13 protein-coding genes are annotated in these 13,574 nt (G+C 60.7%); 4 read left to right on the top strand and 9 right to left on the bottom strand.

All coding sequences use genetic code 11. The annotated features are described in order from the left end of the window. Window positions 1-63: 63 nt before the first annotated feature. The 8 genes from CS1BSM3_RS24965 to CS1BSM3_RS25000 form a co-directional block, all read right to left on the bottom strand. Window positions 64-963, bottom strand: a complete 900-nt coding sequence (locus CS1BSM3_RS24965) for an ABC transporter permease (RefSeq protein WP_083528881.1) — start codon at window positions 961-963, stop codon at window positions 64-66. Beyond that, a complete protein-coding gene (locus CS1BSM3_RS24970; RefSeq protein WP_174263781.1) occupies window positions 864-1,637 on the bottom strand; it encodes an ABC transporter permease in 774 nt (257 codons plus the stop codon). Before CS1BSM3_RS24970 ends, CS1BSM3_RS24965 begins: the two co-directional genes overlap by 100 nt. A 93-nt stretch (window positions 1,638-1,730) precedes the next feature. Beyond that, window positions 1,731-2,489, bottom strand: a complete 759-nt coding sequence (fabG, locus tag CS1BSM3_RS24975) for an SDR family NAD(P)-dependent oxidoreductase (RefSeq protein WP_072392421.1) — start codon at window positions 2,487-2,489, stop codon at window positions 1,731-1,733. A gap of 30 nt (window positions 2,490-2,519) precedes the next feature. After that, a complete protein-coding gene (locus tag CS1BSM3_RS24980) occupies window positions 2,520-3,638 on the bottom strand; it encodes an LLM class flavin-dependent oxidoreductase (RefSeq protein ID WP_072392424.1) in 1,119 nt (372 codons plus the stop codon). A gap of 24 nt (window positions 3,639-3,662) precedes the next feature. Continuing rightward, window positions 3,663-4,802 carry an ABC transporter ATP-binding protein gene (locus CS1BSM3_RS24985; RefSeq protein WP_244540607.1) on the bottom strand — a complete coding sequence of 380 codons (1,140 nt, stop codon included), beginning with the start codon at window positions 4,800-4,802 and terminating at the stop codon, window positions 3,663-3,665. A 5-nt stretch (window positions 4,803-4,807) separates the two neighbouring features. After that, the gene (locus tag CS1BSM3_RS24990; RefSeq protein WP_072392430.1) at window positions 4,808-5,902 is read right to left on the bottom strand and encodes an ABC transporter substrate-binding protein; all 1,095 of its coding nucleotides are present in this window, start codon (window positions 5,900-5,902) and stop codon (window positions 4,808-4,810) included. Window positions 5,903-5,922: 20 nt separating this feature from the next. Then, window positions 5,923-7,341, bottom strand: a complete 1,419-nt coding sequence (locus tag CS1BSM3_RS24995; RefSeq protein WP_072392433.1) for a M20 family metallopeptidase — start codon at window positions 7,339-7,341, stop codon at window positions 5,923-5,925. A gap of 63 nt (window positions 7,342-7,404) precedes the next feature. Further along, a complete protein-coding gene (locus CS1BSM3_RS25000; protein WP_072392436.1) occupies window positions 7,405-8,301 on the bottom strand; it encodes a polysaccharide deacetylase family protein in 897 nt (298 codons plus the stop codon). Window positions 8,302-8,613: 312 nt separating this feature from the next. On the opposite strand from CS1BSM3_RS25000, the gene CS1BSM3_RS25005 reads away from it, so the two are divergent. After that, a complete protein-coding gene (locus tag CS1BSM3_RS25005) occupies window positions 8,614-9,600 on the top strand; it encodes a LysR family transcriptional regulator (RefSeq protein ID WP_072392439.1) in 987 nt (328 codons plus the stop codon). A 158-nt stretch (window positions 9,601-9,758) separates the two neighbouring features. Here CS1BSM3_RS25005 and CS1BSM3_RS25010 read toward each other — a convergent pair whose 3' ends face one another. Next, window positions 9,759-10,466, bottom strand: coding sequence for a GntR family transcriptional regulator (locus CS1BSM3_RS25010; protein ID WP_072392442.1), 708 nt, complete (start codon window positions 10,464-10,466; stop codon window positions 9,759-9,761). Window positions 10,467-10,551: 85 nt separating this feature from the next. On the opposite strand from CS1BSM3_RS25010, the gene CS1BSM3_RS25015 reads away from it, so the two are divergent. From CS1BSM3_RS25015 to CS1BSM3_RS25025, 3 genes are all read left to right on the top strand, one after another. After that, a complete protein-coding gene (locus tag CS1BSM3_RS25015; RefSeq protein WP_072392445.1) occupies window positions 10,552-11,562 on the top strand; it encodes an ornithine cyclodeaminase family protein in 1,011 nt (336 codons plus the stop codon). Between the two features lie 98 nt (window positions 11,563-11,660). Beyond that, window positions 11,661-12,488 (top strand): ABC transporter permease, encoded by an 828-nt coding sequence (locus tag CS1BSM3_RS25020; protein WP_072392449.1) that lies wholly within the window; start codon window positions 11,661-11,663, stop codon window positions 12,486-12,488. Continuing rightward, the gene (locus tag CS1BSM3_RS25025; RefSeq protein WP_072392451.1) at window positions 12,488-13,555 is read left to right on the top strand and encodes an ABC transporter ATP-binding protein; all 1,068 of its coding nucleotides are present in this window, start codon (window positions 12,488-12,490) and stop codon (window positions 13,553-13,555) included. The genes CS1BSM3_RS25020 and CS1BSM3_RS25025 overlap by 1 nt, the downstream gene beginning before the upstream one ends. The last annotated feature ends 19 nt before the right edge of the window (window positions 13,556-13,574 follow it).

Consider the following 13,574-nt stretch of genomic DNA (forward strand, 5'->3'; position numbering starts at 1 on the left):
CTGATATCCGATCCTGTGGAAGATGCGATCTGCATCCGGACTTGTCGTCGCTTCGGCGGGAATTTAACTGAGCACGCGGCGCAGGCCCATCAGGCGTTCGATGGTTGCAACTGCGATGCATGAGATCAGAATCAGGATCACGGAGATACTCGCAATCGTCGGATCCGAATTGAACTCGGCATAGTTGAAGATCTCGATCGGCAGCGTGGTCAGGCCGGGACCGGTCAGGAAAAGCGATACGGTGAACTCGTCCATCGAAATGATGAACGAGAAGATTGCGCCCGCAGCGATGCCTGGTCGCAGAAGAGGAAGCATGACGTACCAGAAGAGCTGGGCCGGGCGTGCGCCAAGCGTCAGCGCCGCATCTTCGATCGCAACGCTGATCTCGCGCAAAGATGCGCCAATCGTGCGGATCGCATAGGGCATCGTTATGAGCACGTGCGCGATGAGGAGCCCCCAGAAATCGCGCAACAAGCCCGCGGTGCTCATCACCATCGCAAGCGACAGGGCCAAGGCGATAGCCGGGAAAACCAGCGGTGTCATGAACAGAGCTTCGAGTGCAGAGCGCCCCCAAAAGTCAAAGCGAAATAGTGCATAGGCAGCGAACAACCCCACAATCAGCGAGATAGCAGTTGCCAGGAATGCAACGGTGATGCTCAGTCGGGCAGCCGACAGAAATTCCCCCCTGGAGAGCAGGTTCTCAAACCAACGCGTGGAGAAACCTTGCGGAGGAAACGACAGCGCCACGTCCGAGCTGAAAGCGGAAGGCAGCACCACGACGATGGGGGCGAGCAGAAACACGACAATCGCCGCCACGAAGGCATCAAGATACCGCAGCCGCGCGCGACTTCGCATATGCCCTCCTACCGCCTCGTCATTCGCCGTATGGACGCGAGGAAGATTGCCATAAACACCAATGCCATGATCGTAAGCAGCACCGCAGACGTCGCTGCGGCGGGCCATTCGACCGAGATCAGCGCTTGTTCATGGATTGAGACCGCGAGCACATTGACGTTGCCGCGCCCCAGCCAAATGGGTGTCAGATACGTGCCGATCGTTAAAGCGAACACGATGATCGATCCGGCGGCAACGCCCTGCATGGACATCGGGAGCGTGATCTTCAAGAAGGCTGTCGCCGGACGAGCGCCGAGAAGCATCGCAGCTTCGATGACGTCATCGTCTATCTTGCTGAGCACCGAAGCGATCGACAAAATCATGAACGGTAGGAGGACGTGAACCAGCCCCACGACAACCGTCCAGAAGCTTCGCATGAGCTGAAGCGAAGAATCGATGACACCGAGGCTCATCAGAAGAGCATTCACGAGGCCTTCGTTGCCAAGAATGATAATCCAGCCGACCGTGCGGACGACGATGCTCACCAGAAGCGGAGCCAGCACGATGAGAAACACGGCATTGCGAAACCGCGTGTCGCGCTTGACCAGGAACCACGCGACCGGGTAGCCCAGAACCACGCAGATGGCTGTGACCACGAGGCCCAGTGCCATGGTCTGATAGGCAGCCTTGAGAAGAAACGGCTGGGACAGGAAGGCGATATAGTTCGCCAGCGTCACTTGCAGGTCGCCAGGGAACTGCCGCAGGAACGAAATGCCGAGCGTCGTCGCGATCGCGGCGATCATGACCATGCTGATGAGCACTGCCGGCGCAAGCAGCAGGGCTATCAGAAGCTTTGATCGGACCGTGCGCATCGGGGACGCGTCGCCTCGCCGTGCTTAGTTGATCCAGAGGCCACCATCGACGTCGATGACCTCCCCGGTGATGTAGTTCGGCTCGACGGTGGCGAGGAACTCAACGACGGCCGCCACATCTTCGGGTTTGCCGACACGCCGCAAGGGCGCGGCCTCTTCCACTGCAGCCCCCCGCTTCTTGACCAGTGCCGCGGTCAACTGCGTGTCGATCAGGCCCGGGCAGACTGCGGATACCGTAATGTGCGGCCCCAGCTCCTGGGCCAATCCGCGTGTCAGCCCGAGAACCCCGGCCTTCGACGCCGCGTACGCAAACTTGCTCACCGCTGACGGCGATCCGCCCGTGTGCGCATTGACCGAGGAAATATTGATGATGCGCCCGCGTTTCTGGCGAAGCATGTGCGGGACCACCGCCTTGCACCAATTGAAGGTGCCCTTCAGGTTCACGTCCATCACGAGATCCCAGTCCTTCTCCGTGATGTCGACGATGCCCTTCGGCTGCGAAATGCCAGCGGAATTGACGAGCACATCGATCTGCCCCCATGCCTCAATCACCGAGGCCACGCACTTCTGAGCCTCGCTATGGCTGCGCACATCGTTGACGAGGCTCAGCACCTCGCCGCCGGTGGCCGCGATCGCCTGGGCGGCGGCGGCAATAGCGTCCGATGCGATGTCGCAGATGGCAACACGGAAACCCTTGGAGACGAGGCGCTGCGCCGAGGCGAGGCCGATGCCGTTGGCGCCGCCGGTTATGATAGCGACCGGCTTTTTTCTTTCTTTGGCCATTCGAATTCCCTTTGCATCATGCCGGCAGGACTAGTGCACGCGGATGCCGGCGCGAAGCAAGATCGGCATGACTTCTTCGAGGATCGGTGGGAGCTCACCCACGTAGTCGACCATGCTGATCGCCGTGCCGGCGTACCCTGCGCGAGCGATCTCGATCAGTCCGTCCGCAACATCGCGCGGTGTTCCGATCAGCGGATATCCGCCATTGCCCGCCGCAAATCTCAGGCGCATTTCGCGCTCCTCCTGCTCGGGCATGGTCGCATTCTTCGATCGGCCGGCCATGTAGTAGTCGATGGCGGGCTTGTCCGCGCGCACCTCGGCATAGTACCGGTGATAGGCCTCGGCCTCAGCACGCGTCTTCCTGCAGACGACGTAGCTCACGGCGACGAGACCGACCGGCTCGGAGCGCCCAGCAGCCGCGGATTGTGCTTCGATATCGGCGACCAGCTTCTTGCCGGCGTCAAACGATGTGTAGTAGGTGAACAGCAGGTCGGACGTCTTCATCGCGAACTCGCGGCCATCAGGCGAAGCGGCTGCGGAGATGACGACAGGGCGCGGACGCTGGATCGATCCCGGCAGTGCGACGAGGGCTTTGTGATCGGGAAAGAACTTCGTGTCGAAGTCGAACGGCTCTTCCGCACCTTCGATGAGCCGCGACCAGATCTGGTACCAATCCCAAGCTTGCTTGTAGCGCTCGCTGTGAGGCAGTGTCTGGCGCCCGAACATATCGAAGTCGTCGGTGTTCCAGCCGCAGACGATGTTCAAGCCGGATCGACCGTTGCTGACATGATCGACGGTCGTCATGCACTTCGCCGCGATTATCGGATGTATGAGCGGCGTGTGGACGGTGGAGAGGACGGCAATCCGCTCTGTCATGGCGCCGAGGGCGGCGGCCTGCGTCAGCGTCTCGTATGAGTGCAAGCGCTGCATGAGCGCGCCCGGGACGCCCTTCCAGCGCGAGATCGGCAGCATGAAGTCGAGCCCACCTGCATCGGCCATCTTGGCCAGACGCAGGATGTCGGGCCAGCGGGCAAGCCACCGCTCCGGCACCGTCGTGAAGCAGTTTCCGCCTTCATGGAGGTAGCCGAACAGCCCGATCTTGAAGTGATTGGGCCGGCGCATGGGGTTGATGTCGTTGGCTGAGCTCATCGGCTGGCCTCCTGCATTGATCACTCAAGATGTGCGCCGAGCGCCCGCTTCGAGAGCCGGCATCAGCAGGGCGTCCGTCTCATCCCAGTCGAGCGACAGCTCGTCTCCGATCCGGATGGCGTTCGAGTCTTGCGGCTTCTGGCTCAGGGACGCGACAACCGGCTTCGCAAGGCCGACGGACACGTGCGCATACGTCGAGGCGCCGGCGTAGACGATATGCTCCACCGTCCCCGATAGTTTGCCGCTCGGGCTCCCGGCGTTCGGCGCGAGCTTGACGCTCTCGGGCCGGACGAACACGTCGACATCGCTGGGATGGGCGAGGTTTCCCTCTGCCTTCGTGACGTAGCTGCGGCCATTGGGGAAGCTGACGCTCACTCGATCTCCATCGGCGCTCGAGGTGCGTGCCCGCATCAGATTCGACATGCCGACGAAATCGGCGACGAACTGATTGGCCGGCCGGTTATAGATGTCGCTGGGCGAGCCGATCTGGACGATCTCTCCTGAGGACATGACGACGATCCGGTCGGATAGCGTCAGGGCTTCCTCCTGATCGTGCGTCACCAGAACGGTCGTCACGCCAGCTTGGCGCTGGATCAGCTTCAGCTCGACCTGCATCTGCTCGCGGAGCTTGCGGTCCAGGGCGCCGAGGGGCTCGTCCAGGAGCAATACGCGCGGCTTGATCACCAGCGCGCGCGCCAGAGCAACACGCTGGCGCTGGCCGCCGGATAGTTGCGATGGAAGACGATCCGGCAGCTCGCTCAAATGGACGAGCGCCATGGCTTCATCAACCGCCGTCTTGATGTTCTGCGCCGGCTCGCCCCGCATTTTGAGACCAAAGGCAATATTCTCGAACACGGTCATATGCGGAAACAAGGCGTAGCTCTGGAAGACCATGCCGATACCGCGCGACCAGGGTGGCGTGCTGTTCACGACGGCGCCGCCGATCCTGATGGTTCCGCTATCAGGCACCTCGAGACCGGCGATCATCCGCAATGTCGTGGTCTTGCCGCAGCCACTTGGTCCAAGAAGGCTGACGAATTCGCCGGGCACGATGGAGAGCGAGATGGCTCGAACGGCCTCCACGCCTTGATAGCGCTTACCGACGCCGTCAATCTCGACCGCAACACCACCCGCGGCGACCGCCTCAATGTTCAGCCGCTGCACCAAGCTCAGCCTTTCAGTGTCTGGTCGATCTGCGCCTTGATAGCCGCGAAGTTGGCGCCGAGATGCCGGGCGTCGAGACGATAGAGCTTGCTCGCCGCCTCGGGAGAGACGACCGCGGCATTCGACTTGAGCTCGTCAGGGATCTTGATCGTGCCGACAGCGGGGGAAATGAACGCCTTCGTCAGCCATGCCATCTGGCAGGACTCGGACAGCCATGTGTTGAAGTAGCGCTGAATGATCTCCGTCGCCTTAGACGAGAAGCCGACACTGCAGTGCATCTGGTTCGACCACAGTGTGGCGCCTTCCTTCGGAACTGTGAAGGCAACCTTTTTTCCAGCGCTCCTTGCCTGCTCGGCCCAAGCTCCCCAATGTGGCGACAGCCACACCTCGCCACGATGCAGAAGATCCACTTCGGCAATCGGCGACTTGACCCAGGCGCCGACATTCGCCTTGTGCGGCACCCAGGCCTTTATACCTTCCTCGACGCTCGGGCCTTTTCCCGTCACCACACCCGCCATGGCAAAGGCGTCGAAATAGCTGTCCCACATCGAAACGCGCCCCTTGTATTCGGGCTTCCACAGGTCCGCCCAGGACTTCGGCGCCTCGACGCGATCGGGATTGTAGGCGATGCCGAATGGCGTCTGGTGGATGGTGATGCCTTCTCCGCCGGGCAAAAGCAGAGAAGACGGAATTTGCGCGGCATTCGGTACGAATTCCGGATTGAACTTCTCCCACATCTTGTCGGCCGTGCCGCGGAGAGAGAAGAGATCGTTGAACATGCCGCCGGCGATGACCGGATTGCTGCGCTGAGCCAGCATGCGCGGATAGGTCACCGCATTCGAGGAGACGAGCAGCTCGACGGGCACATTGGGATGGCTCTTGGCAAAAATGCTGTTGGCTTCCGCCTTGATGATGTCACCCACGGGCCCGCCCTGAACGAGGGCAACGATCTTCTCGATGTCCTTGTCGCTTGCCTGCGCGAGGGCCTTCTCCATATCCAGGAGCGCCGCGCCCGCGACGCCCGAGACAACAAATAGCCGCAGCAGCGTGCGGCGATCGACAGAAAGATTTCCGAAGTCCTTCTCGGAAAAGTCCGACATGCTACCACCTCCGTGCTTGCTCATGCTGCGGTTAGGTCCGGGTTGCGCGGCAGAGACTGCTGTTCACTCTTCTCACCAAGATCCCAGAACAAGCCCGTCATGATGCGCAGTCCCTCATTCAGGACCGACACGGGCATGTTCTCGTTTGCACCATGGTTGCACGCACCAGGATAAGAATGGGGAATCCAGATCGTTCGGCCGCCGGTCAGCTCCGCCATGATGTCATTTGGGAGAGAGCCCCCAACATTCGGCAGAATGGCGGGCTTCTTTCCTGTCGTACCCTCGAGCGACCGAGCGGCCCATCGAACCCAGGCGTCACCCGTGTCCAATCTCGTTGCCGGAAAGCGGCCATCCAGCTTCTCGCGGATGCGCACCATCGAGAACCCATGTCTGTCGAGGTGCCGACGAAGCGTTGGCAGGATCAGCTCCTCATCGATATCGACGACATAGCGAAGCTGACAGCAGGCCTCCGCCGCATCGGGAACCGCGCTCATGGGCGCACTGGGATTTCCGGCCCCCAAAGAAAGAATGTCGAAGGAACACCAGCCGTAGACCTGTTCGGCAGCCGTGAGGCCTCGCTCCCCCCAGTTCGGATCGATCTCGGGCCCGTCGGGCCCGCCATCGACCTCGCAACCCGCCAGCGCCGCGCGAACGCTCTCGGAAAGACGCTCGGGCACCCATTGCGGAATGAGAATCTGCCCGGTCGGGGAACTGATAGTTCCCAGAGCGTGTACGAGCTGTATGGCCGGATCGCTGAGCAGACCGCCCCAATTTCCAGAGTGATGCGTGCCGTCGCGCGCCTTTACCGAGAGGTAGAAGGTTCGCGCGCCTCGCGCACCGAGATAGATCGTCGGCCGCGCTTCGCTGACGCGTGGCCCATCTGACGCGATCAGCGCATCGGCACGCAGCCGCGCCACGTTATCTCGGCAGAACTCCCGCAAGCCCGGTGAGCCGACCTCCTCGCCCATCTCGATCAGGCACACCACATTGAAGCCGAGCTTGCCTCGCGCGAGAGCCACGGCCTGGAGTGCGGCGAGATTGATCGTATGCTGTCCCTTGTTGTCGACGATGCCTCGTCCGAACAGCCTTCCGTCCCGCTCGACAAGCTGCCAGGGAGAGCCGTCGCAGTCCCACTGCCCCTCGAGCCCGCCAACCACGTCGCCGTGCCCGTACATGAGGACGGTCGGGAGAGAGGGATCTTCGCGGCGCTCCGCAATCAGGAAGGGCCCCGTGGCATCGGGATGCCGCATGACCTCGCAGGTGAAGCCCTGTCTCTCCAGCGACAGGGAGAGATCTTCGCGCAGATAGTCTTCCAGCGCTCCCTTGCGCTCCGGATCACGACTTTCCGTCCGATAGGAGATACGACGCTTCAAGAGCGCCAGCAGGCGCCCGGATTCAAGCTCGTCCATTGCCAGGTCAATGGCTCTGTCGCGGCTCATCGGGCACCTCGACCCAACGTCGTCATTGTCGGGGGCTCAGCTCTGTAGTTGGGGTTATCCGGGTTATTCTGAATGCTCCTTGGCCCACTCCACGATCTCGGCGTGGGTCGCGAACCAGACATCGCCAAGAGCCTTGGCGTGCTTGATGATCTCCTCGACGATCCAGATCCTCGAGCGGTACGTGATCACATGAGGATGCATCGTGAGCTCGAAGAGCCCGCCCTCGGCATGGGCAGCGTCGAGCTCCCGCCGGAAGATGTCGAAGACATCGCTCGGGGGTGTATACGGTCGCAAACCCTGATGCCGGTGCATCATGAAATAGACGGCATCATCGCGAACCCACTCGAAAGGAATCTCAACGACACCGCTCGGCTTGCCGTTGAGCATCAGTTCATAGCAGTCATCGTCGGCACCGAGCGACGAGTCGTACGTGAAGCCGAGCTCCACGAGAAGCTGCAGCGTATTCTCGCTGAAGTCGGCCGAGGGACTACGAAGACCTTTTGGACGCACACCGCAGATTTTCTCCAGCGTGTCGATCGAGCGCTCCATCAGATCGCGCTCGTCCTTGTAGTTGAGGACTGAATTCAGCTCGTGAATCCAGCCATGGACGCCGATCTCATGTCCGGCTGCGGTGATGGCTCGCTGCTCGTCCGGATGAAGCAGAGCCGTCACCGCAGGAACGTAGAAGCTTGCCGGAACGCCGTGACGCTCGAGCAGAGACAGGATGCGCGGGATGCCGATGCGATTGCCGTATTGGCCCCATGCCAGCCGGCCTATGGACTTGCCACCATCCCGGAGCTCGCTCGTTTCATGATCGGAATCGAAGGCCAGAGCGACCGCGAGGCGCGCGCCGTTCTTCCACTTGGTTGGGCGCAGCCGCCTTCCGGCTCGCACGCGATCCACCAATCCCTGCCAGTGGCTGTCGGGCCACTGCCACGGCTGCATATCCGAGATTTGCATTTTTGCCTTGGCCTTGCTCGTGGAAGGAACGAGCCGACATCGGTGCGATAAAGCCATGCTGGAACATGAGCTTAGCCCCGCTCGGCACTAGAGGAAAAGAGTGCATGGCGAGCCACCCGATGTCCAATTTATTGTTTCAATGTGAGCTAGAGACGGCGCTTATATCTCAGGCAGGAAGCCGAGATCGGAATAGGGATTGCCCACAATTCCAGCCGGCCCCTGCTTGACCGGCGACTGTTTCAATGCACAGTCAGCAGAGTGCTCGGCAGGAGCCGCACGCTTGGACGCAGTATTCGTGCGGATAATAAAACCGTGGAAATCAAGCAGCTCAGGTACTTCGTCACTGTAGCGAATGCCGCCAGCTTTACGCGGGCGTCCAATATCTTGCATGTCTCGCAGCCTGCGCTCGGATTGCAGATCAAAAAGCTTGAGGATGAACTCGGCGCCTCCCTGTTTCATCGGCACTCGCGCGGCGTCGAGGTCACGGAGGCGGGCGCGGAGCTTCTCAAGCACGCCGAGCACATTCTCGAAAAGGTCACGGCGGCGACTGCTGCGCTACGCGCGCCCCGCATCCAGGCCAAACAGCGTGTCCGCATCGGCATGGCGCCCAGCATCGCGGCGATGTTCGCGCAAGAAGTGAGCGCTGCGATAGCACAACATCCGGGCGTTCAGTTGGATCTCGTCGAAGCCACTTCTACGATTCTTTCGGAGATGGTCCTTTCCGACAGCGTGGACTTCGCGTTGTCCTGTGAGACGCTGCCGCTGCCGCCGACCAATCGTGAGCATCTTCTCGACGAGCCGCTGTTCTTCGTTCGCTCCGCTCATGACGGCGTACCGCGTGAGACAAGCATCACGTTCAAGGAGGCGGCTCGGCATCCGATCGTGATCGCGGATCCGATGTTGTCACGCGTTCTGCTGACCAAGCTGGAGGCAACCGCGGCCGCGCTCAATGTCTCGCTCGATGTGCGTAAGGTTCTGCCATCCGTCGATGCCGTCAAAGCGCTCGTCGAGGACGAGGGCGCTTATACCGTCATGCCCTATGTCAATGTGCGGCGCGAATGCGAGAGGGGATGGCTGCACGCGCAGGAGATAGTTTCGCCGACATTGTCGCGCGTCGTATTCTTGCTCACGCCGCCGAACCACGGCTTATCGCACGGTGCGACCAGTTGTTGTGCGATAGTTCGGGAGGTCATGGCGGTGAACCAGATGCACTATTGTCGTCCAGCGCATCTGGCCTCAACGGCGCAGCCTGGCGCGGTCCGGGTATCTCCTCGACCGCGTGTGCCACTTCTCGTCTAGCGACTGGCACCCTGCACATAAGCCTCAGCGCGATAACCGCCTTGAGCGTGCGGCCTGTCGGCTATTTAAGCGCGTCGAATGCGTCCGACTGCCAGGCCTCCAGCAAGCCGGATCGCGCCAGGGCGGCCCGCAGGAGCACCACCTCCGCAAGCCGCTGGTCAAGATTGCTCAGCCGGCATTGATCGCATCAGGCGCGTGTACGAATTCTGGCAATGGCTTTCACACAGTCGAGCGACCAGCTTCGCGTCGCCCGCTGCAACAGCATTGAAGAGCTCCCAATGATCCTGTTGAGCGGCTGCGACAGATTTCAAGTTGGCACTCATGCGAATGTACGGCGTGAGGCTGTCATGGATGCTCAGCAGGACCCGGCAGAAGTGAACGCGCTTCGAGCACGCGAACAGTCGCTGGTGAAAGCGCCGATTGCCCTCATAGAAGGCCGAAACATCCAGCGGCTTGCGCTTAGCCGTCTTGTCGAGTGCGGTGAGGACCTCCTTGAGCTCGACTAAGTCCTGCTCGGTGCGATTCAGCGCAGCAAAATAGCCGGCCTTCTTCTCGAGCATGCTTCGGATCTCGAACAGCTCCGCTATTTCTTTCGTATCGAGAGCTGCAACGAAGTAGCCTCGTCGAGGGCGCAATACGACAAGGCCCTCGGCATCCAACCGGCGCAGCGCTTCACGCACGGGCAGGCGGCTCATGCCAAGCTCGGCGGAAACTTTTTCCTGACGTACCGGAGCTCCTCTCCGAAGTTGGCCACTCAGGATGGCCTGTAGCAACTTTTGATACGCGTAGTCCGGCAGGCTCGCGGGCAGCTCACCTGCGGCGTTGCCCAGTAGCGGGTCAGCATTTGATCGATCTGCGGGCGCCATGCGTTTTTCAGTTGTAAATTGGATCCAATTTACTAAGCTCCAATCTGTCACGGTCAGTCCCGCTTGTCGAGCCCATGGAATCCCAATGGCACTTTTCCTGAACGAGCACGATGTTGAGCAGCTTCTCGATCTGAAGTCCTGCATGGGGCCGCTGGAGCAGGCCATACGCGAACAGGGCAAGAAGATCGCAACGAACAAGCCCCGGCAGATACTCCAGACGCCGAAGGCTGGCCTGTCGGTTCTTCCCGGCGCCGTCCCGGGCCTTGGGAGCCTTGGTTACAAGACCTATACAGTCGCCCCAGACGGCGTTCGCTTCTGGCTCTTGCTGTTCAAGGAAGATGGGGAGCTGCACTGCCTCATGGAGGCCGAGCATATCGGTCTCATTCGAACCGGCGCTGCGTCGGGGATCGCAACCAAGTACATGAGCCGCGAAGACAGTAAGGTCGTCGGCATCCTCGGAACGGGCTACCAATCCCCCACTCAGCTCGAAGCTGTATGCTCAGTGCGCAAGATAGAGAAGGTTCTAGCGTACAGCCGCACCCGGGAGAAACTTCTCGAGTTCTGTACCGGCATGACCAAAAGGCTTGGCATTCCCGTGGAGCCTGCCGACAGCGTCGAGACCGTGGTGCGCAACTCGGACATCCTGAATACCGTCACGTCCTCGCCCGAGCCGGTCGTGAATGGTGCGTGGCTGAAAGAAGGCACACACGTCAATCTCGTCGGCGCCATGAAGAAGTCGAGCCGCGAAATCGATACTCTGACGATCCAGCGTTCAGACTTCATCGCTGTCGATGACTGGGTTCAGAGCCATGACGAATCCGGCGAGTTCATAAAAGCCACGCAGGAAGGTTATCTTGGCTGGCATCGCATCCAGGAGCTTTCGGATATTGTCGCAAGCGAGGGCTCGCGGCGCCCTTCCGCTGCGTCGATCTCGCTGTTCAAGTCACACGGCACAGGCCTTTGGGACATTGCCGCAGCCTCCGTCGTGTATGAGCGCGCGAAAGAGCGAGGGCTCGGCGTAGATCTTCCGATCACGCAGGAGGCCAAGCCCCTGCGACGAGGGCACTCCGACCTCGTTCGCCAATGGGCGAAGTAGTCACGGACCTCCCCGAGGCTGGCTCGCGTCCAGCCTCGGGAGGGTGTCAATAGATCCTGCGAACAGCCAGGCTGCGTCTCGAAGGCCAACTGGTGGCAATGACGAGAGAAGCACTGATAGATAGTGGGCGTATCGCGCGTTTTCTGCTCGCGGCGGTGATCGTTTTCGTATTCATCACGCTGCTGACGCCGGTTGTTCTGGTGGTCTGGGCCTCATTCTTCGATAGCTCGTTTCTCTCGTTCCCGCCCCCCGGATACACACTGAAATGGTTCGCCCAGGCAGCCGAGCACGGTGCGTTTCTGAGAGGTTTCGAGACGAGTGCCAAGGTCGCGTTCGGCGCCACCTGCCTCGGCGTATTCCTCGGTACTGCCGCAAGTCTCGCTATTGTTCGCAGTGGTCTTCCTGGGATGAAGCTGATCCAGGGGATGTTGCTCTCGCCGATGATCGTCCCCAACATCGTCATCGGCATAGCACTCTACGTGTTCTTCATCCGGATCGCGGACGGGATCGGCATCGACCTCACAAACGGTCTCTGGGGTCTTATCTTGGCGCACACCCTGCTGACCATTCCTTGGACGGTCCGCTTGGTGTGCGCCAATCTCGTCGGGCTGAATAGATCGATCGAAGAGGCCGCTGCCAATCTCGGCGCAAGTCCGCTCCGCGTCTTCACGCGTGTAACTCTCCCGATGATGCGCTCCGGCGTGATCGCGGCCGCGCTCTTCAGCTTCATCATATCCTTCGAGAACCTCGAGGTCTCACTTCTGCTGGTCCAGCCGGGCTCCACGACTTTCCCGATCGCCGTTCTGCAGTACCTGGAATTCAAGATGGATCCCGCAGTCGCCGCCGCAACGACCGTCCAGGTGCTCATTGTTGCTTCCGCTCTCCTGATTTCCGATCGATACGTCAAGTTGAGCCGAGTTGTCTGATGGGGACCTTGTCCGTTCGCAACCTGACCAAGCGCTACGGAGCAATGGCGGCCGTCGACAATGTATCCCTGGATGTAGAGGGATCGGAGCTCGTCGCGCTGCTGGGGCCGAGCGGATGCGGAAAGACGACCCTGCTCCGCATGATTGCTGGATTTATCGCGGCGAGCGAAGGGGAAATTTTCATCGGCGGGCGGGATGTCACGTATCTGCCCCCGCACAAGCGCGATACGGGTATGGTCTTTCAGAGCTATGCTCTGTTTCCGCATCTCACTGTATTCGAGAACGTTGCCTTCGGGCTTGAAATGCGTGGTGCGCCCAAGGACGAGATTCGCACGCGCGTCGGCGATGCACTCAAGCTCGTGCGTCTCGACAGCTATGGTGAGCGCTATCCGCGCCAGCTTTCAGGTGGGCAGCAGCAGAGAGTAGCCATCGCACGCGCGCTGGTCATTCGCCCGGATGTCTTCCTCCTCGATGAGCCACTTTCCAATCTCGATGCAAAGCTCCGCCAGAGCGTTGGTCTCGAGATTCGCTCGCTTCAGAAGATGCTTGGCCTCACGACCGTTTTCGTGACGCACGATCAGAACGAAGCGTTGGCGCTTGCCGACCGTCTGGTGGTGATGGATCAAGGGATTGTGCGCCAGATCGGCTCCGCCGATGAGCTGTATCTGCGGCCTAGTTGCGTGTTCGTCGCGAGCTTTCTCGGGCAAGCCAACCTGATCCGCGGCCACGTCCAGGCCCCTTCGCTGTTCCGCACGAACGACGGTCTCGCGATCAAGTGTGATACCTCGCAGTTCGGCTCGGGCAGTCCCGCCGTCCTCTGCCTTCGGCCCGAGCATATAGAAGTCGGCACGGACGCAGCGGCCTTGGATAACAGCTTTGCAGCCTCCGTGCAGGCCGCGACATATCTCGGCGCGTCGACCGATCTGACAGTTCGCACAGACGAGAACTCGACAGACCTGCTCGTGCAGGTTCCAAACAAGATTGCATCTTCGGTGGCTGTGAAGACCGGTGAGAAGACATTTGTCGGATGGAGCACGCAAGCCGCGCTCCTTATCCGAGAGGATTGACGATCACCCTACGAACGGA

Origin of the sequence: Hyphomicrobium sp. CS1BSMeth3, assembly GCF_900117415.1 — a bacterium.
In the GTDB taxonomy this organism is placed as follows: Bacteria; Pseudomonadota; Alphaproteobacteria; order Rhizobiales; family Hyphomicrobiaceae.